The organism is Altererythrobacter aquiaggeris (genome assembly GCF_037154015.1).
GTDB lineage: Bacteria > Pseudomonadota > Alphaproteobacteria > Sphingomonadales > Sphingomonadaceae > Aestuarierythrobacter > Aestuarierythrobacter aquiaggeris.
Window position 1 is genome coordinate 1,919,979 of record NZ_JBANRL010000001.1, and the last position, 23,104, is coordinate 1,943,082.

Sequence of the window (23,104 nt, forward strand, 5' to 3'; positions counted from 1 at the left end):
CGTTTATTTGGGCAAGTCGGAGAAATCGACACTGACGATGCTATCGAGAATTTCCTCGCGGATGATCTTTGCATCATCAAACGAAATGCCATCGATTGACAACCGGCCGCCTGCAAGTCCGAGATGCAATTCGCAATAACCGCGCCACCGTGACAGGGGACCATGCCTGATTTCGACCGACTGCAAGCGGATTCGCGGTGCGACCGACAGGTCGGGTGACAGCAAGCCCTCGCTAACGAACAGCTGTTCTGCATCGCGGGCAAAGCGGTGCCGCCTCCAGCCAAGCCAGCAACCTGCGGCGATCAGCGGGTAACCGATTGCTGCGACGGCCAGCGACATTGGCCAATGGCCCGCAATCAGCCAGCCCGCCGCAACCAAGGTCGCGATCGACCCGAGCAGAACGCCGCCATCGACCCATTTTCTGGGCGACGGGCGCATCCAGACCAGCTCCGCGGCAGGAGCGGTGATGCCCGCCTCGGCGGCAATCGGCCAGATTTCGGCGAGTTTTGCAAACGGGGCCGCGACATGGCTCGATGAACCGTTGTCCTGCGCCAGACTGACGAATTTCAGCGAATGCCAGCCAAATCTGCGGCGGATGATTCCGGTCTGGATGCGTGCTGCCTGCACCCGGTGTGCCGGCATGACCACGTCGGTCCGCGTGAACAAGCCGCGCTGTCTGCGAAATCCCTTGGCCGTCCGTTCCAGCCGGAAATCATATTCACGCGCGAATGTTCGCGCCATGCCGGTTAAAAATCCTATCACGGCCACTGCACCCAGCGCGGCGACCACGCCCAGAATTTGTCCCGCCAAACCCAATCTGCCGATGCCTTTCACCAGCTCGTCCTGTTCGCCGGCCACGTTTGCCCAATCCTGCCAGTCCCAGAAATTGAAGGGAAACAGGAACTCAAATTGCTGCGCGGCACCCGCCAACAATGCAAAAATCACCAGCGAAAATTCGAAGAACCCGAAAGTCAGAATGCGGCGGCTATCCATTGCGAAAATCGGCGCGCCGATCGCCGCTTGCGCCGTATCCTCGCCCGCCCCGGCTTCATCCGCTGGTGCACCGTCACTCGCAGCGCCCTCGCGCCTTTCGCGGATCACCTCGCGCAATCGCTCCCCTTCTGCGCCGGTCACATATTGGAGCGACAATTCATCCTTGCCGCCCGCACCGGTTTCGAATTTGATCTGGGTGAGCCCCAGCAGCCGGGGGATCAGTTTGGCTTCCAGGCTCACGTCCTGAATACGTTCGTAGGGAACGGACCGGGCCTCGCGGCTCAGAATGCCGCTTTCGACCCTGATATCCTCCTTGCCGACATAGTACCTCAGACGGGTCCAGCCGAGCCATGCAAAGAAACCGCTAAGCGCCGCGATCAACGCGCCAATTCCGATAGCGATCGGCACGCGGTAGTCGCTTGAACCGGCGGCAAACAGCGCCGCTATCATCGGGAAAATCGCCTGCCGCAGCCCTTCCACCGCCTTGACGACAAAACCCAGCGGCGCGGTGCGGCGTCCGGCGTTTTCGGGGATGCTGGCGGGAGTTTCGCCGGCGATGTCGGCGTTGCCGTTCACAACGCCTCGCGCTTGATATGCTGGCGGATCGTTTCGCGCATTGCCTCCGCATCTTCGCGTAACAGACCGGCGAGCGGTACCGATGCATTATGCGTGCCTGCGGTATGCAGGATCAGCGTTGCCAGACCGTAAGTGCGTTCCAGCGGACCTTGCTGGACGTCAAGATGCTGGACACGGCCAAAAGGCACCACCGCATCGGCGCGCCACCAATAGCCGCGCACGACCCGCAAGCGGTCGGCGCCCATGTCGAACCCCTTGTAATCATATCGCCGGCGCGGCAGCCGCCAGATGAACAGACCGGCCAATATGAGTGCGGGGACAATCAACACGCCCATCGGAACAGGGGCGGCGAATTGAATGATTGTAACCGGGACCAGCATGACCATCGATGCAATCAGCGCCTTGATCCGCAGCACTTTCTTGTGGTCAGGGTGGACCTGCGTCAGGCCGAGCGGGCCCAGCACCTGTGGCGGGGCGGATAGCGGGGCGGACGGCGGATCAGCCTCACCTTGCGTTACTGGCGGCTGGTCTTCGCTCATTCAGTCTTTCCCTGAATATCGCCCGGATAATTGGCGAGAATACCGGCAACCTGCATCCACACGGCGACATTCTGCCGCAGTTGCGCCGGGTCGATCTTGTCGAGCGTATCGTCAGGCGTGTGATGCAGATCGAAATAGCGGGTTCCATCCTGTTGAAGATCGATAATCGCACCCTTCTGATCGCGCGAGATATTGATATCCGCCCCGCCGGTGGCGACAATGGAAGTCGGCGCAACGCCAAAACGGGCCACCGCTGCGGCAAGGGTTTTTGACAGGTCGGCATTGCTCTCGCCGAAATTCGTCTGGATTTGCCAGATCCTGTCCGCGCCGAAATCGCTTTCGAGCCCGACGCCGATTTTCTCGTCGATATGCGCCTTTGAATAGGCGACACTGCCGATCAGGCCGACTTCTTCGGCGCCTGCCATCAGCACGCGGATGGTGCGCAGCGGCTGGCCGGTGTGCGATACATGCAGCGCGGCGGCGGCTACGATCCCGCAGCCCGCGCCATCATCAAATGCGCCCGTCCCGTTCCACCAGCTATCAAGATGGCAGGCCAGCAGAACCGGCGGCAGTGATGGATCGCGGCCCACAATCTCGCCCACCACGTTGCCGCTGGTTGTGGTGCCAAGGCTGCGCGGTGTCAGAACCAGCCGCATCGTGATCGGCCTACCGTCGGCGCGGTCGAACATCCGTTCCAGATTGGCAGCATCGGGCAGCGACAGCGCGCCCGCAGGGATCATGGCGTCCACCACGCGGGTGCCGCCCGTATGCGGATTGCGGTGATAGTCGGTCCCGACCGATTTGATGACCGTCGCGACCGCACCCTTGCTGGCAGCAACGCTGGCCCCGACCCAGCGCGCGGGGCCGGCAAACCCGTATTGCGAACCGTCCTGTGTCGGTGTCATCGAATGGCTGATGTAAGCGATTTTTCCGGCGAGACTGCCGGCGGGCGCAGCCATCAGATCCGCGAACGTCTCGAACTCGGTCACTTGGGCAGTGATACCGTCAGGTCCGGTCGAAACGCTTCCGCCCAGCGGCGCAATTACCATCGGCTGGGGAAACGGATCGACGATATGCGCGGTGGCCATTTCGCCGGGGACCCATGTTTCCATCTGGAACGGTTCGTCCGCGACATTCTGGAAGCCATTGCTACGAAGCCAGTTCACAGCCCAGTCGCGGCCGCGTTTTTCTGCCTCGGTTCCGGCTTGCCGCGGGCCCACTTCGGTTGTCAGACCCTCGACAAAGTCATACGCCAGTGTGTCGGACACCAGCACATTGTCCGCCCCCTGCTCCAAAGTCATGGTTGCGTGTTGCTGCGCCGTTGCGCAAGCAGGGAGCGAAAGCGCGACCAGCGCGAGTGTGATGTGTTTCATGCGGCAACTGCTAATGCGCCGCCGCCCGTATGCCAAGTGCGGATGCTGCCTGCCCGCCATGCAGCGCTTGCCCCGCGCGCGCTCACGCCCTATCTGCGCACCAACTTTCATAGAAAACCGACCGACCCGAAGGACCACCGATGGCCGCGCAATACGCATTCGTCATGAAGGACATGACCAAGACTTTCCCCGGAGCGCCCAAGCCGGTGCTGTCGAACATCAACCTGCAATTCTATCAGGGTGCGAAGATCGGCATCGTGGGTCCCAACGGCGCGGGTAAATCGACGCTGATCAAGATCATGGCCGGGATCGACAAGGATATCACAGGCGAAGCATGGGCCGGCGAGAACATCACCGTCGGCTATCTGGCGCAGGAACCCACGCTGGACGAAAGCAAATCCGTGCTTGAAAACGTCAAGGACGGCGCACGCGAAACGGCTGACATGGTCGACCGCTTCAATGCGATCTCCGCCGAAATGGGCGATCCGCAGGACGACACCGATTTTGACGCGCTGATGGAAGAGATGGGCGAATTGCAGGAAAAGATCGACGCGGTGGACGGCTGGACGCTCGACAACCAGCTCGAGATTGCGATGGAGGCACTACGCTGTCCGCCATCCGATGCCTCGGTTGAAAACCTGTCGGGCGGTGAACGCCGCCGCGTCGCGCTCACCCGTCTGCTGATCCAGAAACCGGGCATTCTGCTGCTGGACGAACCGACCAACCACCTTGACGCCGAATCGGTCGAATGGCTTGAAAACCATCTCAAGGAATATGCCGGTGCGGTGCTGATGATCACCCATGACCGCTACTTCCTGGATAATGTGGTCGAATGGATTCTCGAACTCGATCGCGGATCATATTTCCCGTATGAGGGCAATTATTCGACTTATCTCGACAAGAAATCCAAGCGGCTGGCACAGGAAGACCGCGAAGATACGGGCCGCCAGAAGGCACTGTCCGAAGAACTCGAATGGATTCGCCAGACCCCCAAGGGCCGCCAGACCAAATCCAAGGCGCGCCTGCGCAAGTTCGAGCAGCTTCAGGAAGCCCAGTCGGAGCGGAAGCCCGGCAAGGCACAGATCGTGGTGCAGGTTCCCGAACGGCTCGGCTCGAAGGTGATCGAGGCCAAGGGTATCTCCAAGGCCTATGGCGACAAACTGTTGTTCGAAGACCTCAGCTTCACTTTGCCGCCGGGCGGCATTGTGGGCATCATCGGACCGAACGGCGCGGGCAAATCCACGCTGTTCCGCATGATCACCGGTCAGGAAACCACCGACACCGGCAGCATCGAAATCGGCGAGACGGTCCATCTGGGCTATGTCGACCAGAGCCGCGACGATCTGACGCCCGGCAACAATGTCTGGGAAGAGATCAGCGACGGCCTCGATTATATGAAGGTCAACGGGCACGACCAGTCCACCCGCGCCTATGTCGGCGCGTTCAACTTCAAGGGGCAGGACCAGCAGAAAAACGTCGGCAAACTGTCGGGCGGTGAACGCAACCGCGTCCACATGGCCAAAATGCTCAAAAACGGCGGCAACGTGCTGCTGCTAGATGAACCGACCAACGATCTCGACGTGGAAACGCTGCGCGCGCTGGAAGATGCCATCGAAAACTTTGCCGGCTGCGCCGTGGTTATCTCGCATGACCGCTTCTTCCTCGACCGTCTGGCCACGCATATCCTCGCGTTCGAGGGCGACAGTCATGTGGAATGGTTCGAGGGCAACTTCGAAGCCTATGAGGAAGACAAGCGGCGCCGTTTGGGCGATGCGGCGGATCGGCCTACCAGATTGGCGTATAAAAAGCTGACCAGGTAAGGAGAAAGGTAAGGGTCGTTACCGGGAACGACCGCTAACGACCCGAAGTCGGACATTGAGGACGGTTGTTTTTCTTCCCAGAAGCGGACGCAGTTTGCGTTTCCTGCTTTTATCGCGAATTGGGGGTGGAAGCCGCCATTGGAAAATGATGTCGATCCCGCGTCGAAGACGCGCTCTAAGTTCAGACGACGGCGGTAACTTCTATTTCTACCTTAAGACCATCTCCGCCAAGGGCCGTCACCCCTAATGCTGTAAAGGTAGGCTTCGTTCCCTCGAAGAAAGGCATCAAAGTGGCCCCGACAACGCTGAAATCGTTCAAAGACGGATTTACGAGATAAAGCCGAACCGACGTCACGTTCTCGATCTTGGCTCCGGCTGCAGCCAGTGCTTTTTTAACATTTTCCATCGCAATTTTGGTTTGATCAATGATGTTTTCTGGAACCGGTGTGCCATCGCGCTGCCATGCGACCTGTCCCGAGATGAAGATCTGTCTGCCGGGACCGAAGATTGAGATCTGTGAATAGCCCATGCTGGGTGCATCGGGCAGGGTATCGGGGTTCAACTTTTCGACGACCTGTGTCATTCATAATCTCCACAATGTTGAGCGAATCGCTACAAATGTAGAGCATTGGTTATCATGAGCGGACGAAAAGACAAAATTCTCGATGCAGGCTTGAGGCTCCTAGCCACAAAAGGGTATTCGGGACTGACTCACCGCGCGGTGGATGTCGAGGCTGGCCTGCCGTCAGGCTCTACAACGTACTATTTTCGTAAGAAGATTCCGCTGGTCGAAGCGGTAGCCAGCTATCTGGCTACAAACATGGAGCTGGATTGTGCGGAAGTTAAACTGCACTTTGCGGATCTCGTCGCACAAGATCGAAAATCGGACGCAATCGACTTTGTCGCGGACGACTTGTTGAAATTCGTTAACGAGAAAAAAGACTGGCTACTCGCCAGATTTGAACTTGTTTTGGTCGGAGCGCGCGAACCGGAACTGAAGCCAATCGCTGATCGGTTGGAAGAGGCTTCCAAGCAGCTCACCGCATTTTTTTTGAATTTGATCTCAACCGACCTCGATGAGGGCCAGATTGATGCCTGCGTCGGCATCCTTGATGGGCTGGCTTTCATGCACGCCACCGGGCGCGGCCCGCCGCCAACGAAAAGCCAGATCACACGTCTTTTTATGACCGTCTGAGCCAGACTGCGACTTCGGGGGCATTTAATCAAGCTTGATACATGATGCCATGATGGCAACTGTTGAGTCGTTTGCGGCTATAAAACCCTTGGCGCGAAAGCGTCCGCTATTTCCGCCTTATTCTCCAGAAGCCGACAGTCGCAAAACCACCCAATTGCGGACAACCCTCCCGACAGTGAGTGGTTAGAGTGGCGTCGATCTTATGCGACGCGGCGGACCGGGTTTGTAAACTCTCTCACTCGTCATTCCCGCGAACGCGGGAACCCAGGGTGGCCTGGTGACTGGTTGCTCTGGGTCCCCGCGTGCGCGGGGATGACGAAGGGGCGCGGGCATGACGAAGGGACGTGGGGATAACGAAGGGGCGCGGGAATGACGATGGGCGAAGGGATAACGAAATGAGGGGCGGGCATAACAAATGAGTGGGAACGGACAACGATATTAGCGGGATCAGCGCTCGTGTGGATCAAACCCGAAGTCCTCCGCCAAATCGCGCCATGTCGGATTATCGTGCTCGATCAGATTCAGCTTCCACGCGCGGTTCCACCTTTTGATCCGTTTCTCGCGCTGGATCGCGTGTTCCATGGTCGCGTGCTGTTCGAACCAGACCAGCACTTTGACATCATGGTCCGACGTAAAGCCTTTGATCAAGCCGTCGCGGTGCTGGGCGATGCGTTGCATCAGATTAGAGGTCACGCCAACGTAGAGCGTGCCATTGCGCTTCGACGCCAGTAGATAAACGCAGGGTTGGAACGTTTCGCGCATTGTTCGCGAATAGCGCCCTGGCCATATCGTACAAACTCCCCTCTATACTCGTCACTCCCGCGAACGCGGGAACCTAGGGTGGCTTGCTGATTGATTGCCCGTTGTCTCTGCGTTCGCCGGGCCAAGCAGCGGAAGGTTAAACACTTTTCCTACTCGCGCCGGGTTCGCTAGACACCGCCCATGCTGCACATTGCCAACATCAAATCAGGGATTTTGGCCAGTAAATCGGCGTTTTCGCGCTTCCGCGGAATCTGTCCGCCGCACCGGTCAGAGATTAAGCACCTGATAAAGGGCGCTAATTCGAATTTCCAACAGGGTTACACGGTGTAACTAGTGTAACCCTGTTTTGCGCAATCAGGGAGATATCCAGCGGCCAAGTCCGGCTCCAGCCGTCATATCGAACAGCGCGCGCCGGTGGCCGGTATGCGCGAGGCTGAACCAGTCGGCCTCCTCGATTGTAACAAGCAGAACGGCAAAGTCGGGCCTGGCTGCGATCAGCTCGGCATCACCGGGTTCCACCCCCTCGAAACGCTCGGGAAGCCCGCTGGTGGGTTTGTCCGATGCTTCGCCCGGCCCCGCCCCCAGATAGCAGCGGCGCGCGAAATTATCGCTGGCCGCCCATGCCGCGTCGGCAACAGGGCCGGTCCGTTCGATCCGTCCGCTACCGCGGCAACGTATCTGGACCTTTGCCTGCTTGTCATAAAACAGCACACCCACGCGCGGGTCAGCCTTGATCGCCGCCACTTTTGGACTGCGGGCATCGGTGTGGAAGCGCAAGGTGTTTGTATCGCTGGCAAATTCGCGCAGCACCATTATCCGCAAATCCGCATCGGCCGTTGCGACAACCGCCGTATGCATCGGGGAATTACGGCTATTGGCGGCGGTGCACAGACGCGTTTTCAAGTCAGCCAATATTGCACCAAGAGGATCCATCCATTTCACCTGCGGGAATCCGGCAACAGGGGCAAGCAGCATCGTAATTCGACTGGAATGTTCAGAAAAGCGCGACTTAACCTGAACGGCAGGGTTTACACTTTGTTCAGCTTTATGTCAGCGAATCTGAACTAGAACCTGTTCATTGAACACCGTCGCTGTTGCAGGTGGCAGGGCATATTGGAGATCCGTCATGGATATGAAGTATTTGATGAAGACCAGCGGTATGGCCGCATTGGCAGCAGCGCTGGCCTTTGCCGCGATGCCAGCCCAGGCCGAAGCTGCCGCGAAGCAGGATGAAACCCGCGCCGAACGCATGATGCAGCGCGCTGAACGCCAGGCAACCGCACAGCAATCGCAGCGCAGCGAGCGCAGGGCCGCCCGCGTCGAGCGTCAGGGTGACCGCGCAGCCGCGCAAATTGATCGCCGCAGCGAACAGCGTGCTGACCGCGTTGATCGCCGTACCGACAGGCGGGCCGAGCAGTTTCGCAACAATGGCGATAACCGCGCAGCGCGGACCGTCGAGCGACGCGGAGACCAGCGGGCCGCGCGTATCGAGCGTAGCGGTGACCGGGCTGCCCGCACGGTAGATCGCCGCAGCGAACGCCGCGCCGAAGGCATCCGCAGCCGTGCAGAAACACAGACCACGCGCAACCGCTCGTATAATGACGGCAGCCGCAACACGACTTACGGCGGCGACCGTACCCGCGGTGACAATCGCCGCGATATTCGCCGCGAGGCGCGCCGGAACGACCGCTGGGACGAACGCCGTGATGATTATCGCCGCGACCGCCAGGCCGAGCGCCGTGATGACTATCGCCGCGATCGCCGGGCCAGCCGTCATGACCGGTGGGATCGCCGGACATGGAGGAACAACCAACGGTATAACTGGAACACTTATCGCCAGTACAACCGCAACGTGTTCCGCCTTGGCAGTTACTATGCGCCCTATCGCAGCCATCGGTACAGCCGCTTCAGCATCGGGTTTCATCTCGACAATGTATTCTTCGGCAACCGGTACTGGATCAACGATCCGTGGCGCTACCGCCTGCCCGCGGTTTACGGTGATTACCGCTGGGTCCGCTATTACGACGATGTAATGCTGGTGGACACCTATACCGGCGAAGTGGTGGACGTAATCTACGACTTCTTCTGGTAAGCCAGACCATCACTTTCGGCGGAAGAGTAGACCGCTGGATGACCGGAACCCCCGTCGGGAAACTGACGGGGGTTTTTGGGTTACGCCATGTTGGAAATTCAGCCCTTGGGTGAACCAAACGGCAACATCCGCCAAAGCGTGCCGTCCTTGTCGAATAAGGTATGTTTCAGCGCGCCCACGATGTGCAGCGCAATCAGATACAGCATGATTTCGCCGCCGGTCTTGTGCAGCCCGATGATGGCCTTCCCGGTTTCCGGCGATTCACCAACCGGTAAGCCCGGGACTGTGAACAGCCCCCACATATCTACGCCGGCGCCAAACATCGATACGCCCAGCCAGCCGCCGATCGGCAACCCGATCAGCAGGACGTAAAAAATGATGTGCACACTTCGCGCCAGAACTTTTTCCCAACCGGCCAGGCTGCTGCTCAACGGCGGAACCTTGTGCGTCAACCGCCATGCCAGCCGGGCCAATGTCAGAACCAGTATCGTAATCCCCAAGGCTTTGTGATTGATCATTATCTCGCCGGCTTCAGCTTTGCTGGCGGCGTGTTCCGCAGCCTCCGCTATCCGCCAGTTGACAATCACGGCGACGGCAATGACCCAGTGAAAGATCATCGCGCCTGTCGAATAGCGGCGGGCTGCCGCTGATGTATCAAGTGTGTTCATAGCCGCGGAGTGTTAGCGCGCTTGGTAAAGTTCGCAAGTCCCGCACTTGATACCCCGTATTGTGGTGGTAATGTCGGCGCATGGCAGGCCTGAAGCTGAAGACACCGGAAACCGTCCCGGACCGCGCTGCGCTCAAGCGTGTCGGCAACCGCGTTCGTAAACGGTTGTTGACCGATCCGATGGTTTATCAACTGCCCAACGATCAGGCCGAAATTTTTGCAGTTGGCGACTTTATCAGCCCCAGCGAATGCCAGAAATTGATGGTCATGATCGACAAGGTTGCACGGCCCAGTGACACTTTCGAAGGCGAATATGCCGAGAAAAACCGGACGAGCTATTCCGGCGATATCGATATGTACGATCCGTTCGTGATGGCTATCGAACGGCGGATTGACGACCTTCTGGGTATGGAGCGGGCCTGGGGCGAGACGATCCAGGGGCAACGCTATCTTCCCGGACAGGAATTCAAGGAACATTGCGACTGGTTCTGGTGGAAAGAGGCGTATTGGAAGTCGGAAAAAGATAAAGGCGGGCAGCGCAGCTGGACCACAATGGCGTTTCTGAACGATGTGGAAGCCGGCGGTGACACCGCTTTCACTCGATTGGGCCTTTCTATCGAGCCCAAACCCGGCGTCCTGTTGATCTGGAACAATGCCGATCCGCATGGTGTTCCTAATGAAATGACCATGCACGCGGGCACGCCGGTTACGGCGGGCACCAAATACATATTTACCAAATGGTACCGCACGCGCCCATGGGGCAACCGGACCTAACGCTTAGTCCGCGGTATCTTCGGGCAGCGGCAAATGGATGGTGGCGTCCAGCCCCTTGGGATCGAAGGTCATTTCTACCCTGCCCCCGAGCCCGCGCAACATCCCTTTTACCATGCGTGAGCCATTGCCCCCGCCGTTTATTTCCGGCTCTCCATCGGTCAGTTTTATGACCGGCCCGTTCTGTTCGGTCCAGCAGATGATCAGTTCGCCGTTTTTAATGGCCCAATCGATACACACCGAACCTTCCGGCACACTCAGCGCGCCATATTTAACCGCATTGGTCGCAAGTTCATGCAGCGCCAGCCCCAACGGCGTAATCGTGGCCGGCGGCAAGGGGACATCACCGCCTGTCAGATTCACCTGTTCGTCCGCACCGCCGCGATAGGGTTTCATGATAGCGCGCACCAGACCGCCCAGATCAGCTGGCCGCCCCTTGTCGCTGCCAGCCTTTAGCGATGCCCGGTGCGCGATAGAAAGCGCCTCAATGCGTTCACCGATGCGCTGGGCCAACTGATCGGCATCCGTTTCGCCGCGCGCGGTCATCGATACGATCGCCTGAATCACTGCAAACAGATTGTCGGTGCGGTGCTGCAGTTCCTTGTTCACCTGAATCTGCCGCAAGCTGTCTTCACGCTCCTTGATGATATCGGTGATATCCCACTGCGAACCGTAAAAATACGCCAATGACCCGTCTTCGGCAAAAATCGGACCGACATGCAGCGCGTTCCAGAACGCAGACCCGTCTTTCCGGTAATTGAGAATATCGACCACCGCAACGGCACATTCCTCCAGTGCCTTGCGGATCTTACCCGAAGCGTCCGGGTCAGTCTTTTCGCCCTGCAGGAAGCGGCAATTTCGCCCGACAATCTCTTGCCGCGAATAACCCGTCAGTTCGACAAACGCCTGATTTACATAAACAATCGGTTCATCCGCAGCAAACGGATCCGATATGCACAGTGCCATGCGCGTTTGTTCGGTCGCCTGCGTGAACAGCCGCGCCGGATCAATCCGCAGCGTTGCGGGGTCGTGATTGGGTGAAGTATCCAGACCGCGCTGGTCAATCTGAAGCATCACCTGCGCGGTCGGCGAGGATTTTCCCGGAATTGTCGTGCTAGCCATTCAATTTATCGCCCTAGTGCCTCTGCAATGAGTTTACGGGTATTTTCAATGCCGTAAAGGGCGATGAAGCTTCCCATCCGCGGGCCCTGGGCACTTCCCAGCAATGTTTCGTACAGCGCCCTGAACCAGTCACGCAGATTTTCGAAGCCGAATTCCTCCTGCTTTCCGATCTCGTAAACCCGGGTTTGCAAATCTTCCGCCGACACATCGGCCGGCAGCCCGGCCAAGGCTTCGTCCAACGCCTTCAGCGCCGCTGCTTCGTTGCCGTCAGGCGCGCGCTTGACCATTGTCGGTGCGACAAATTCGCGGTTGTAATTGAGCGCGCTGGTGACCAGTTCGTCCAGCTTGGGGTGCGCCTCTGGCGTTGCGTCATCGATGTAATTACCAAGATAGGACCAGATCTGGTCGCGCGTCGCATCGGCGCCGATTACACCAATCAGGTTAAGCAAAAGCCCGTAAGTAACCGGAAGAGCATCGCCGGCACCGGGTGCGGCGGCATCTTCAAAATGCCTGTTCGCACGCAGCAGATGCCATGCCGGGTTACCCAATTGCTTGTCGAGCGGTTGTTCGGCCAGACGCTCGCGGAATTGCCAATAATCATCGACTGCGCGCGGGATCACGCCTGCGTGCAGTTGTTTGGCGCTTTTGGGATTGGGAAAAATATAAAAGCCCAGCGAATCCTGGCTGCCATATTGCAGCCATTCCTCGATCGTCAGGCCATTGCCTTTCGATTTGGATATTTTTTCGCCGTTGGCATCAAGGAACAGCTCGTAAATCAATCCGTCAGGCTTGCGGCCGCCCAGCACCTTGGCAATTTTTCCCGATTGCACACCGGTATCGGTCAAATCCTTGCCGTACATTTCATAGTCCACGCCCAGCGCGACCCAGCGCATGGCAAAATCGACTTTCCATTGCAGCTTGGCCTGACCGCCCAGTGCCGATTGTTCGACGGTGCTGCCGTCTTCATCGGTAAACCGGATCATACCCGCTTCGGCATCGACCACTTCGACGGGCACCTGCAGCACTGTGCCCGTGGTGGGCGAAATGGGCATGATCGGCGAATAGGTCGCGGCACGTTCCGCGCGTAATGTCGGCAGCATTATGTCCAGTATCGCCTGATTGTTGGCGAGCACGTTTTTTAAGGCATCGTCGAACTGGCCCGAATGATAACGGTCGGATGAGGCAATAAACTCGTACTCGAAGCCGAATCGGTCGAGAAATTCGCGCAGCATCGCATTGTTATGCGCCGCGAAACTATCGTATTTTTCGAACGGGTCGGGAATGCGGCAAAGCGGCTTGCCAAGATGTTCGCCAAGCATCGCCTGATTGGGCAGATTGGTCGGGACTTTGCGGAAACCGTCCATATCATCGCTAAACGCGACAAGGCGCGTGGCCTCGCCCGTCAAGGCTTCGTAAGCGCGCCGGACAAAAGTTGTTCTGAGCACTTCCTGAAAGGTGCCGATATGCGGCAGGCCGGAGGGACCATAACCTGTTTCGAACAAAATGGGCGCACCGCCCGGCTTGCCATTGCGATGCCGTTTGGCAAGCCGCTGGGCTTCCAGAAACGGCCATGCCTTGGAATTTTCTGCAGCTTCGCGAAGGGTTATATCATTCATGCAACGGCTTTCGCCCGTTGTTGCGAATTGTGCAAGTGCGAAGGATTTAGGGTTACACTAGTTACACCCTGTAACTCTGTGCCGCGGCCAGATTTACCATTATTTACCATAGGTTTGCATCCAGAAATAACGCGATGGGACATTCGAGGTTTCACGCAGAAGAAGCGGTCCGGCAGGCATAGCGGCAAACTAGCGAAGCTGCACGGTGTAGGACAGAGCGCCCTGGCCGATGCACTTGACGGCTCTGTGCGCGGGCAACCAAAGCCGCTGCCGCCCCGACAAATAGAGAAAATTCGCCGGGCTGCGTTTACTTTTCCGGCCGTGCTTTCCATAGCTTGAGCCGATGGCCGCCCCGCTTCCCCTGCCCGCAATTCACGCTTCGCATGGCGGGGTCTGGTTGCGGCCTGCAAATGGCGACACCGGCGGATTGTCCAAGGGCGAAGCGATCATGGCAGCGGCGGATACCCCGCTGCTGATGCTGAACGCCCCGCTGGTCGCCAGCAGGCTGGGTTATCCTGATCTGTCGGGGCTCGATCTGCTGGAACTTTACGCATTTGTCCATCCGGCGCGGTTTGTCGTGCCGACACCCAAAGGTCTGGCCGAAGCGATGCATATTGCGGCGCCGGAAAAAGATTCCGATGTCCCGGATTTTCTGCAAGCCGCTGCGGGCGCTATCATCGCGGTCTGCGAAAGCGGCGCGTGGGAAGAACGTGACGGCGCGTGGTCGGTTCTGCAATCGCTTGCCCGCCTGCGCTGGCCATGGGCCGGCGTGCTGGCACCATATATCAGGCGCCCGGACTCCGCTGAAAGATGGTTGTTTGCCAAACTTCCCGAATGGGAGGAAATGCCCGAGCGCCCCCAGCCGGCACAGGTCACTCTGGTGCCAAGGGATGTCGAGACGCAGCTGGACCGGCTAACGGGCGAAGGCTCCGAACGCCGCGAAGGGCAACGCGCCTATGCCCGCGATGCAGCCAGGATATTCGCGCCCCGGAGGCGTGAAAAGCTGCCGCATCTTGCCTTGGCGCAGGCGGGTACCGGGGTTGGCAAGACGCTGGGTTATCTCGCACCGGCATCATTGTGGACCGGCGTTTCGGGCGGCACTGTATGGGTATCGACCTTCACCAAGAACCTGCAGCGTCAGCTGCGTCAGGAAAGCCGCCGTGCATGGCCTGAACGGCGCGCCGACGGTACGCAGCCGGTGGTTGTCCGCAAAGGGCGCGAAAACTATCTGTGCCTGCTCAATCTGGAAGACGCGTTGCAAGGCGGGTTTGGCGGACGCGCAGCCATTCTGGCGCAAATGGTCGCCCGCTGGGCCGCATACAGCCGCGACGGCGACATGATCGGCGGCGATTTGCCCGGATGGCTGGGGACATTGTTTCGCCAACGCGGCATCAAGGCGCTGACCGACCAACGCGGCGAATGTGTGTATGCGGGATGTCCGCATTACCGCAAATGCTTCATCGAACGCTCTGCCAAGGCCAGCGCGGGGGCTGATCTGGTGATCGCCAATCACGCGCTGGTCATGGTCAATGCGGCACGCGGCCGCGATCATGCGCAGCGCCCGACGCGGATCGTGTTCGACGAAGGGCATCATGTGTTCGAGGCCGCCGATTCGACGTTTGCGGCCGCGCTGACCGGACAGGAAGCCATCGAACTGCGCCGCTGGATTATCGGGCCCGAACGCGGCTCCAAAGGTCGGCGCAGAGGGCTTGCGGCCAGACTTGCGGATGTCGCCAGCTATGACGAAGCGGGCGGAATTGCCGTTACCGCCGCATGCCGCGCAGCAGAAGCGCTGCCCTCGGATGGCTGGTTGCAGCGTCTGGTCGATGCAGAGCCGTTTGGCCCGATCGAAAAATTGCTCGCTGCGGTGCGCGCCGTAACCTATGCGCGCGATGAAAGCGGCGGGCAGGAAGCGGGTTACGGAATCGAAACCGAAGCGGCGGGGTTTGAAGGCAATTTTGTCGAACTCGCCGGACAGGCAGCCGCGGCGCTTGATGCAGTGCGCCAGCCGCTTGTAAAACTGGGCGTCCGCCTCGAGGCGATAATCGAAGACCCGCCCGACTGGCTGGACGCTCAGGGCCGCGCACGGATCGAAGGCGCGCGCTATTCGCTGGGCTGGCGGATCGACACATTGCAAGCGTGGGAATCGCTGCTGGGCCGGATGGGCGGCCCGGCCGACCCCGATTTTGTCGATTGGCTGGCAGTGGACAGATCCGACGCGCGCGAGTTTGACGTGGGTATCCACCGCCGGTTCCTCGACCCGATGAAACCGTTCGCGAAAGTCGTGCTTGAACCCGCACACGGCGTGATGCTGACCAGTGCCACGCTGCTGGATCAGGCCGCGACGGGCGAAGACTGGGACAGCGCAATCGCGCGGTCGGGCGCGGCCCACATCTTGGTTTCTCCGCAACTGTCGTCCGCCAGCAGCCCGTTCGACTATGCCAGCCAGGCCGAAGTGCTGATCGTGACCGACATCAAACGCGGCGATATCCCCGCGCTGGCGGGCGGATATGCGCGCATTATCGAGGCTGCCGGCGGGGGCGTTTTGGGGCTGTTCACTGCAATCCGGCGGCTGCGCGCCGTTTATGGCCGCATCGCCGACCGGCTGGCGCGGACCGGTTTGCCGCTATACGCGCAGCATGTCGATCCGATCGACACCGGAACGCTGGTCGATATCTTCCGCGATGACCGCAAGGCATCGCTGCTTGGCACCGATGCCTTGCGCGACGGAGTGGATGTGCCGGGCGAGAGTTTGCGCTGCGTCGTTCTGGAAGGCGTGCCGTGGCCCAAACCCAGCATTCTGCACCGCGCCCGCCGCGCCGCAAACGGCGGCAGCGCATATGACGACAGGATGATCCGCGCGAAGCTGTCGCAGGCATTCGGCCGGTTGATCCGCAATAAAAACGACCGCGGGCACTTCATTGTGCTATCGGCCGCATTCCCGAGCAGATTGCTGACGGCATTCCCGGCCGGCACGCCCGTCATCAGATTGACACTCGACGAGGCTTTACAACGGGTCGCGGCAGGTGTTTCTGAAAGCACCGGCCAGACGCACGATGCCAGGCACCCGGAAGGATCGACCCCGCTTTGAGAACTGCACTATGAAAACACTGGGCCTGCTGCGCCATGCCAAGTCAGATTGGGACGATCTGGCGAAGCGCGATTTCGACCGCGGGCTGAATGCGCGCGGGCGACGCGGTGCGGCGCTGATGGGCCGCCATGTTGCCGGGCAGGAAATTGTCTGGGCGCAAGTGCTGGCCAGTCCGGCAGAGCGGGTCAGGCAGACAATCGCCGAAGCCCTCCCCGATGCGGATGTGACTTGGGACCAGCGCGTTTATCTGGCCAGTTCGGCAACCCTGATGGAGCTGATCCGCGAGGCCGGCGGTGATAACGATACGTTGTTGTTGGTCGGCCACAATCCGGGCTTGCAGGATCTGATTTTCGACATTGTTCCGCCGTCGCAGGAAACCGATCTTTTTGACGAGGCTGCCGGAAAATTTCCGACTGCAACGCACGCGGTGCTTGAACTGGATATCGCCAGTTGGCGCGAGCTGTCGGGTAATTGCGGCAAATTGGTGCATCTCAAGCGGCCGCGCGATCTCGATCCGGAGCTCGGGCCCGAAGAATGAATCGCAAAAGCTGAAACGCGGCTTGTGCGCTCAGGCCTGATGGATGGCCTTGGTCACCAGATAGGCATCGAAGCCTTCGGGACCGCCCTCGCTTCCGAAGCCGGAATCCTTCACCCCGCCAAAAGGCGTATCGACACCGCCGATTGCGAAGCTGTTGATCCCGATCATCCCCGCTTCGATGGAATCGCCCAGAATATTTGCGCGCCGACCGTTTTCGGTGAAGGCGAAGGCTGCCAGCCCGAACGGCAGCCGGTTGGCCTTCGCGATGGCATCTTCCAGCGTATCGAACCGTGCCGATACAGCCACCGGGCCAAACGGTTCGTTATTCATGATTGCGGCGCTGTCGGGCACATCGGCCAGCAAGGTCGGCTGGAAAAAGAACCCGCTATCGCCGCGTGATCCACCCGCCATTACGCGTGCGCCGCTGGCAATTGCATTGCCGACAAGGTCTTCGATTGCGTCAGGCCGGCGGCTGTTGGCAAGCGGTCCCATATTGGTTGCCGCATCCATACCGCTGCCCGTTTTCACTGCCTGGGTGCGTTTGGCAAAGCCTTCGATAAACCGGTCATAAATCGCGTCCTGGACGTAAAACCGGGTCGGCGAAACGCAAACCTGGCCGGCGTTGCGGAATTTCTGCGGGACAACCATGTCGAGCGTCTTTTCCAGATCGCAATCATCGAAGATCAGGACGGGGGCATGGCCGCCCAGTTCCATCGTCACGCGCTGCAAATTGTCAGCCGCCAGTTTCATCAGATGTTTGCCCACGCCCACCGAACCGGTGAAGCTGACCTTGCGGATTATGCGCGATCCCATCAAATGGCGGCTTACCGTATCGGGCACACCGTGGACCAATTGCGCGACGCCTGCGGGCAGTCCGGCATCGTGCAGCGCCTGTATCAACGCGCCGCAGCAACCCGGTGTTTCTTCCGGCGGTTTGGAAATGACCGAACATCCCGAAGCCAGCGCAGGACCCAATTTTTTGGCCATCAGATAGATCGGGAAATTCCACGGGCTGAACGCGGCGACTGGGCCGATCGGCTGTTTGATGACGATCGAACGCTGTCCCGAAGGCCGCACCAGCACCCGCCCGTAAATCCGTTTGGCCTCTTCTGCCGACCAATCCAGAATTTGCGCGGCGCCCATCACTTCGCCCGTGGCTTCGGCAATCGGCTTACCCTGCTCCAGCGTCAATAATGTCCCGATTTCGCTGGCCCTGCTGCGCAACAGTTCCGCCGCCTTGCGCAAGATTGCGCCGCGCTGGTCCACGTCGGTCGCGCGCCATATGGCGAACCCTTTTTCCGACGCCGCCAGTGCATCGTCGAGATCCTGCGTAGTTGCCAACGGCAGCTTCGCTATTTCCGCACCCGTCGCGGGATTGACGACATTATGGGTTTCGCGCCCTTCGCCCGATCTCCATTGTCCATCGATATAAAGGGCAAGGTTGGCGTGATATTCTGCGGACATGGGAAAAGCCTCTGCGGGTAAACAGGCGAATGATGATTTTTGGGTCTTTAGGCGATACGTCCGCCGCCGGCCATGCCCGGTTTCAGGCTTCCAGTGCCGCCGCCAGCCGGTTTCGGATTTCGCGCAGGCGGGGGACAAATTCGGATCGCTGCAAAGCATCTGTCTGCTCGCCGGTGTCTGTTTGCTGGCCGCGTGCTGGATCGGCCTGTCCCGCCGCCTGTCCCGCCGCCTGTCCCGCCGCCTGTCCCGCAGACGGTGCAGGCAGCGTATGCGGCTGGGCGGATGCGCCATCGCCGCTTTTCAATGCCGCGCCCGAAAACGCGCCCAAAGCCTTGCGCGCCCCGCGCAACGTATAACCCTGCTGGTTGACCAACCGGTCGATCGCCATCACCAGCGCCACATCCTCGGTCCGGTAATATCGCCTGCCGCCACTGCGTTTGAGCGGTTTCAATATTGGGAATTGTTGTTCCCAATAACGCAGCACGTGGGCCTTGATACCGGTGGCCGCAACAACTTCGCCGATTGTGCGGAGCGCCCCGTCGTCCTTACCATCATGGAAAACAGGAGCGGTGAAAGCAGGGCCCGCCATAGTCAGCCTTTTACGATCCGTTCCTTAAGGATCTGGCTGGCGCGAAATGTCATGACGCGGCGCGGAGTGATAGGTACTTCGACACCGGTTTTGGGATTGCGGCCGACCCGTTCTTTCTTGTCGCGCAGAATGAAACTGCCGAAGCCGGAGATCTTCACATTTTCGCCGCTGGTCATAGATGCGCACATGTGGCGCAGGATGGCTTCGACAAAATCGAGAGACTCGGTTCGTGAAAATCCCATTTTGCGACTGATAGATTCGGCCAAGTCGGCGCGGGTCAAGGTACCTGCAGAACCCATAAAACTGCCCTCCCAAATATTACGGCGCGACCCGCGATTAAATTATACTGTCGATATTAGCAGTTTTTCTCGTCTTTTCAATGGAAGACTGCAGCTTATTCACCGCGCTGGCAATTGCCGCTTCACATCCTCACGAGACAAGCGCCCCAGGTAAAACCGCCCCCCATCGCTTCGAACATCACGAGATTTCCGGGCTTGATCCGGCCATCCTTCACGCCGGTGTCGAATGCGAGCGGAACCGAGGCGGCCGAAGTGTTGGCGTGCCGGTCCACGGTTACGATGATTTTTTCTGCGGGCAGCCCCAGCTTGCGCGCGGTCGCGTCGAGGATGCGCGCATTGGCCTGGTGCGGCACCACCCAATCGATGTCGGTGGCCGCCAAATCAACCTCTGCAAGTGTTTCTTTCAGCACGGAAGAAAGGTTTACCACCGCATGGCGGAAAACCTCGGGCCCTTTCATCCGCAATTTGCCGACTGTGCCCGTGGTGGATGGTCCGCCATCGACATACAGCAGATCGTTATGCGCCCCATCGGCGTGCAATCTTGTGGCAAGAACTCCCGGACCATCTGCTGCCACGTCGCGGGCTTCAAGCACGATAGCGCCTGCGCCGTCGCCGAAAAGTACGCAGGTTGTCCGGTCTTCCCAGTCCAGAATCCGGCTGAACGTTTCCGCACCGATAACCAGCGCACGCTTCGCCAACCCCGTTTTCAGCATCGAATCCGCTGTTGCCATGGCGTAAAGAAAACCGGAACAGACCGCCGCAACGTCAAACGCAATCCCGCCATTGCAGCCGAGTTGATGCTGCACGGTCGTGGCGGTTGCCGGAAAGGTCTGGTCGGGGGTTGCGGTGGCAAGAATGATGAGATCGATATCGCCTGCATCGATGCCGGCAGATGACAGCGCGGCGCGTGCTGCCGCGGTTGCCAGGCTGGACGTGGTTTCATCATCGCCAGCGATGTAACGGTTGCGAATGCCTGTGCGTTCGACGATCCATTCGTCACTGGTATCGACGGTTTTTGCGAGTTCGGCATTGCTGACCGCGCGCCCGGGCAATGCCGAGCCGCTGCCGCGGATAACCGAACGGATCATTTATCCGCGCCCACGCTTCCTGCATTTGCCGATGACAGCGACGCCAGATCGGAAATAATCCGTTCGGTCAGTTTTTCTTCCAGCAGCCGCGCCGCAACCGTGACGGCATTGGCGACGCCCAGCGCATTGGCGCTACCGTGGCTTTTCACGATGACGCCATTGAGGCCGAGAAAAACCGCGCCGTTGTGATTGTTGGGATCAAGGTGATGCTTGAGCAATTCCGTCGCCGGACGGGAAACCAGAAAGCCGACTTTCGAGCGAATCGAGCTGGTAAATGCCGCGCGCAACAGATCGGTTACGAACCGTGCAGTGCCTTCGATAGCTTTCAGCGCGATATTGCCCGAAAATCCGTCAGTCACGACAACGTCAACTTTGCCGCGGTTAATCTTGTCCGCTTCGACGAAACCGTCAAACTGCATGGCCAGCCCGGTGGCCTGTTTGAGCTGGGCCGCAGCATCCTGCAACTGGTCGGTGCCTTTCAGCTCCTCCGTGCCGATATTCAGCAACCGGACGCGGGGTTTGTCGCGGTGGGTCAGAATACGCGAATATGCAGCGCCCATAATGGCAAACTGGACCAGATTGCGCGCATCGCAATCGGTATTGGCACCCAGATCGAGCATGATGACATCGTGATCTTCGAGTGTGGGCATCAAGGCCGCAAGCGCCGGCCGGTCGATACCCGGCATGGTCCGCAATGCCAGCTTGCTCATCGCCATCAGCGCACCGGTGTTGCCCGCGCTTACGGCGGCACCCGCAGCACCGGTTTTAACGGCGTTGATTGCCAGCCCCATGGAGGTGGTTTTTGCCCGCCGCAAAGCCTGCGTCGGCTTTTCATCGCCGCCGACAACATCGGGAGCGTGGAGGATTTCCGACGCGCCGGCCATTCCGGGATGCTCGGTCAGCGCAGCTTTGATCCGCGCCTCATCACCCACCAGCAGGAATTTGAAATTGGTATGTTTGCGGCGCGCCATTGCAGCGCCGTCAATCATCACCCGCACGCCTTCATCACCGCCCATCGCGTCTATGGCGATACGCGGAAAATCCATCAGGCGTTCTCCGGTTGGAGGATTTTAGAGGCCGACAGCGATGACTTCGCGGCCGTTGTAGTGACCACAGGCAGCACACAGATTGTGCGGACGCTTGAGTTCGCCGCAATTATTGCATTCGTGGAAGGCTTCCACCTTCAGCGAATCATGCGAACGACGGTTGCCACGACGATGCGGCGATACTTTTCTTTTAGGGACAGCCATTGCGGCACCTATTCTGTCTAGATCTGTTGTTGTCGGGGCCGCTTTAGGCGAAGGGTAGGCACCGCACAAGGCGGCATCCGGAAGTTCCGGCTAAGCAGCGAAGTGGCGGCCTATACCGCAATCCGTTCCAGATGCAAGCCGCCGTTGCATCCTAATGCATATGTCAGTAGCTGCTTGAAACCAAATCAGGGGGAATTTTGATGCTGCTGCCCGTAACACTTACCGCCGCCGCCGCTGCCGGGATTTTGACAATCTGGCTGATGATCCGGATCGGCGCCATACGCCGCGCCGAAAATATCTCCGTCGGGGACGGCGGCAGCGAACCGTTGATCCGCCGGATGCGGGCGCAAATGAATTTCGTCGAAACCACGCCATTTGCGCTGTTCCTGATCGCGGCGATCGAATTGTCCGGCAAAGGCGGCGGCTGGCTGGCATTTGTGGCGGGCATTTTCATGCTGGGCCGCGTTGCGCACGCATTCGGGATGGATGGCACATTCAAGCAAGGCCGTTTCATCGGCACAATTATCACGTTGTTGACCCTGCTTGGACTGGCAGTTGTAGCCACGCTCATCACCATGGGGGTGATGTAATTCAGGTCATCGCGTAATCGCTTACAAACTGGTTGGTTTTACGCTCCTGACCAAATGTGCTGGTGGGTCCGTGTCCGGGTATAAAGGTAATGTCCCCGCCCAGCGGCCATAGCTTCTGGGTAATCGAATCGAGCAGATCCTGATGATTGCCCATCGGGAAATCGGTCCGTCCGATCGAGCCCTGAAACAGGACATCACCGACAATCGCGAACTTGCTGGGCGCGTGGTGGAATATGACATGGCCCGGTGTGTGTCCGGGGCAATGGATGACATCGAATGTCAGTTCGCCCACCGTCACCTGGTCGCCGTCTTCCAGCCAGCGGTCGGGTTCAAACACTTCGCCATTGATGCCGTATTTTTTGCCGTCTTCATCCAGCCGCGAAATCCAGAACCGGTCCGCCTCGTGCGGGCCTTCGATTGTCAGACCCAGCTCCCTGGCGAGGACACCCGCTTCGCCGCAGTGATCGATATGGCCGTGCGTCACCAGCAGCTTCTCCAGCTTGACGCCGACCTTTTCGACTGTGGCCTTCAGCATGGGCAAATCACCGCCCGGATCGACCAAAGCACCCTGCATCGTTTTGGTGCACCAGATCAGGCTGCAGTTTTGTTGCAAGGGTGTGACCGGCAGGATGGCGGCGCGCATGGGCGGTTGGAATTGTTCTGTCATGC

23 protein-coding genes are annotated in these 23,104 nt (G+C 59.3%); 7 read left to right on the forward strand and 16 right to left on the reverse strand.

The features are described from left to right. Window positions 1–3 precede the first annotated feature (3 nt). From WFP06_RS09365 to WFP06_RS09375, 3 genes are read right to left on the reverse strand one after another with little or no spacing between them, the layout of a single operon-like run. Window positions 4–1,569: a PH domain-containing protein gene (locus WFP06_RS09365; RefSeq protein WP_336986903.1), complete on the reverse strand. Its 1,566-nt coding sequence runs from the start codon at window positions 1,567–1,569 to the stop codon at window positions 4–6. Further along, window positions 1,566–2,108: a PH domain-containing protein gene (locus WFP06_RS09370; protein WP_336986904.1), complete on the reverse strand. Its 543-nt coding sequence runs from the start codon at window positions 2,106–2,108 to the stop codon at window positions 1,566–1,568. The genes WFP06_RS09365 and WFP06_RS09370 overlap by 4 nt, the downstream gene beginning before the upstream one ends. Continuing rightward, on the reverse strand, window positions 2,105–3,481 hold the full coding sequence (locus WFP06_RS09375; protein ID WP_336986905.1) for a M28 family peptidase: 1,377 nt from the start codon (window positions 3,479–3,481) through the stop codon (window positions 2,105–2,107). The genes WFP06_RS09370 and WFP06_RS09375 overlap by 4 nt, the downstream gene beginning before the upstream one ends. Before the next feature lie 140 nt (window positions 3,482–3,621). Between WFP06_RS09375 and ettA the strand changes: the two genes are divergently transcribed. Beyond that, window positions 3,622–5,301: an energy-dependent translational throttle protein EttA gene (gene ettA / locus WFP06_RS09380; protein WP_336986906.1), complete on the forward strand. Its 1,680-nt coding sequence runs from the start codon at window positions 3,622–3,624 to the stop codon at window positions 5,299–5,301. A gap of 181 nt (window positions 5,302–5,482) precedes the next feature. Here the strand turns inward: ettA and WFP06_RS09385 are convergent, their stop codons facing one another. After that, window positions 5,483–5,884, reverse strand: coding sequence for a RidA family protein (locus tag WFP06_RS09385; protein WP_336986907.1), 402 nt, complete (start codon window positions 5,882–5,884; stop codon window positions 5,483–5,485). Between the two features lie 54 nt (window positions 5,885–5,938). Between WFP06_RS09385 and WFP06_RS09390 the strand changes: the two genes are divergently transcribed. Then, window positions 5,939–6,496 carry a TetR/AcrR family transcriptional regulator gene (locus WFP06_RS09390; protein ID WP_336986908.1) on the forward strand — a complete coding sequence of 186 codons (558 nt, stop codon included), beginning with the start codon at window positions 5,939–5,941 and terminating at the stop codon, window positions 6,494–6,496. Between the two features lie 447 nt (window positions 6,497–6,943). Here WFP06_RS09390 and WFP06_RS09395 read toward each other — a convergent pair whose 3' ends face one another. Further along, window positions 6,944–7,258 carry a GIY-YIG nuclease family protein gene (locus WFP06_RS09395; RefSeq protein ID WP_336986909.1) on the reverse strand — a complete coding sequence of 105 codons (315 nt, stop codon included), beginning with the start codon at window positions 7,256–7,258 and terminating at the stop codon, window positions 6,944–6,946. Between the two features lie 354 nt (window positions 7,259–7,612). Further along, a complete protein-coding gene (locus tag WFP06_RS09400; RefSeq protein ID WP_336986910.1) occupies window positions 7,613–8,191 on the reverse strand; it encodes a pyridoxamine 5'-phosphate oxidase family protein in 579 nt (192 codons plus the stop codon). A 193-nt stretch (window positions 8,192–8,384) separates the two neighbouring features. On the opposite strand from WFP06_RS09400, the gene WFP06_RS09405 reads away from it, so the two are divergent. After that, window positions 8,385–9,350 (forward strand): RcnB family protein, encoded by a 966-nt coding sequence (locus WFP06_RS09405; protein WP_336986911.1) that lies wholly within the window; start codon window positions 8,385–8,387, stop codon window positions 9,348–9,350. 98 nt (window positions 9,351–9,448) lie between these two features. On the opposite strand, the gene WFP06_RS09410 is transcribed toward WFP06_RS09405, so the two are convergent. Beyond that, window positions 9,449–10,018 (reverse strand): cytochrome b, encoded by a 570-nt coding sequence (locus WFP06_RS09410; RefSeq protein WP_336986912.1) that lies wholly within the window; start codon window positions 10,016–10,018, stop codon window positions 9,449–9,451. 80 nt (window positions 10,019–10,098) lie between these two features. On the opposite strand from WFP06_RS09410, the gene WFP06_RS09415 reads away from it, so the two are divergent. Further along, window positions 10,099–10,791 (forward strand): prolyl hydroxylase family protein, encoded by a 693-nt coding sequence (locus tag WFP06_RS09415; protein WP_336986913.1) that lies wholly within the window; start codon window positions 10,099–10,101, stop codon window positions 10,789–10,791. Window positions 10,792–10,794: 3 nt separating this feature from the next. Here the strand turns inward: WFP06_RS09415 and WFP06_RS09420 are convergent, their stop codons facing one another. Together WFP06_RS09420 and WFP06_RS09425 are read right to left on the reverse strand one after the other, a co-directional pair. After that, window positions 10,795–11,910 carry a PAS domain-containing protein gene (locus WFP06_RS09420; RefSeq protein ID WP_336986914.1) on the reverse strand — a complete coding sequence of 372 codons (1,116 nt, stop codon included), beginning with the start codon at window positions 11,908–11,910 and terminating at the stop codon, window positions 10,795–10,797. Window positions 11,911–11,915: 5 nt separating this feature from the next. Continuing rightward, the gene (locus WFP06_RS09425) at window positions 11,916–13,526 is read right to left on the reverse strand and encodes a lysine--tRNA ligase (RefSeq protein ID WP_336986915.1); all 1,611 of its coding nucleotides are present in this window, start codon (window positions 13,524–13,526) and stop codon (window positions 11,916–11,918) included. 343 nt (window positions 13,527–13,869) lie between these two features. On the opposite strand from WFP06_RS09425, the gene WFP06_RS09430 reads away from it, so the two are divergent. Both WFP06_RS09430 and WFP06_RS09435 read left to right on the forward strand, forming a co-directional pair. Continuing rightward, entirely contained in the window at window positions 13,870–16,617 is a 2,748-nt protein-coding gene (locus WFP06_RS09430) for an ATP-dependent DNA helicase (protein ID WP_336986916.1), read from the forward strand. A 10-nt stretch (window positions 16,618–16,627) separates the two neighbouring features. Next, on the forward strand, window positions 16,628–17,155 hold the full coding sequence (locus tag WFP06_RS09435) for a SixA phosphatase family protein (protein ID WP_336986917.1): 528 nt from the start codon (window positions 16,628–16,630) through the stop codon (window positions 17,153–17,155). 30 nt (window positions 17,156–17,185) lie between these two features. Here WFP06_RS09435 and WFP06_RS09440 read toward each other — a convergent pair whose 3' ends face one another. The 6 genes from WFP06_RS09440 to rpmF form a co-directional block, all read right to left on the reverse strand. Further along, entirely contained in the window at window positions 17,186–18,619 is a 1,434-nt protein-coding gene (locus tag WFP06_RS09440; protein WP_336986918.1) for an NAD-dependent succinate-semialdehyde dehydrogenase, read from the reverse strand. Window positions 18,620–18,701: 82 nt separating this feature from the next. Further along, on the reverse strand, window positions 18,702–19,208 hold the full coding sequence (locus tag WFP06_RS09445) for a MerR family transcriptional regulator (RefSeq protein ID WP_336986919.1): 507 nt from the start codon (window positions 19,206–19,208) through the stop codon (window positions 18,702–18,704). A 2-nt stretch (window positions 19,209–19,210) separates the two neighbouring features. Further along, window positions 19,211–19,507: an integration host factor subunit alpha gene (locus WFP06_RS09450; protein WP_336986920.1), complete on the reverse strand. Its 297-nt coding sequence runs from the start codon at window positions 19,505–19,507 to the stop codon at window positions 19,211–19,213. A gap of 122 nt (window positions 19,508–19,629) precedes the next feature. Beyond that, entirely contained in the window at window positions 19,630–20,595 is a 966-nt protein-coding gene (locus tag WFP06_RS09455) for a beta-ketoacyl-ACP synthase III (RefSeq protein WP_336986921.1), read from the reverse strand. Beyond that, entirely contained in the window at window positions 20,592–21,641 is a 1,050-nt protein-coding gene (gene plsX, locus WFP06_RS09460) for a phosphate acyltransferase PlsX (protein WP_336986922.1), read from the reverse strand. The genes WFP06_RS09455 and plsX overlap by 4 nt, the downstream gene beginning before the upstream one ends. 24 nt (window positions 21,642–21,665) lie before the next feature. Next, a complete protein-coding gene (gene rpmF / locus WFP06_RS09465) occupies window positions 21,666–21,845 on the reverse strand; it encodes a 50S ribosomal protein L32 (protein WP_336986923.1) in 180 nt (59 codons plus the stop codon). Window positions 21,846–22,045: 200 nt separating this feature from the next. Here rpmF and WFP06_RS09470 point away from each other — a divergent pair, with 200 nt between their 5' ends. Continuing rightward, window positions 22,046–22,435, forward strand: coding sequence for an MAPEG family protein (locus WFP06_RS09470; RefSeq protein WP_336986924.1), 390 nt, complete (start codon window positions 22,046–22,048; stop codon window positions 22,433–22,435). Between the two features lies 1 nt (window position 22,436). Here WFP06_RS09470 and WFP06_RS09475 read toward each other — a convergent pair whose 3' ends face one another. Then, window positions 22,437–23,102, reverse strand: a complete 666-nt coding sequence (locus WFP06_RS09475) for an MBL fold metallo-hydrolase (protein ID WP_336986925.1) — start codon at window positions 23,100–23,102, stop codon at window positions 22,437–22,439. Between the last annotated feature and the right edge of the window lie 2 nt (window positions 23,103–23,104).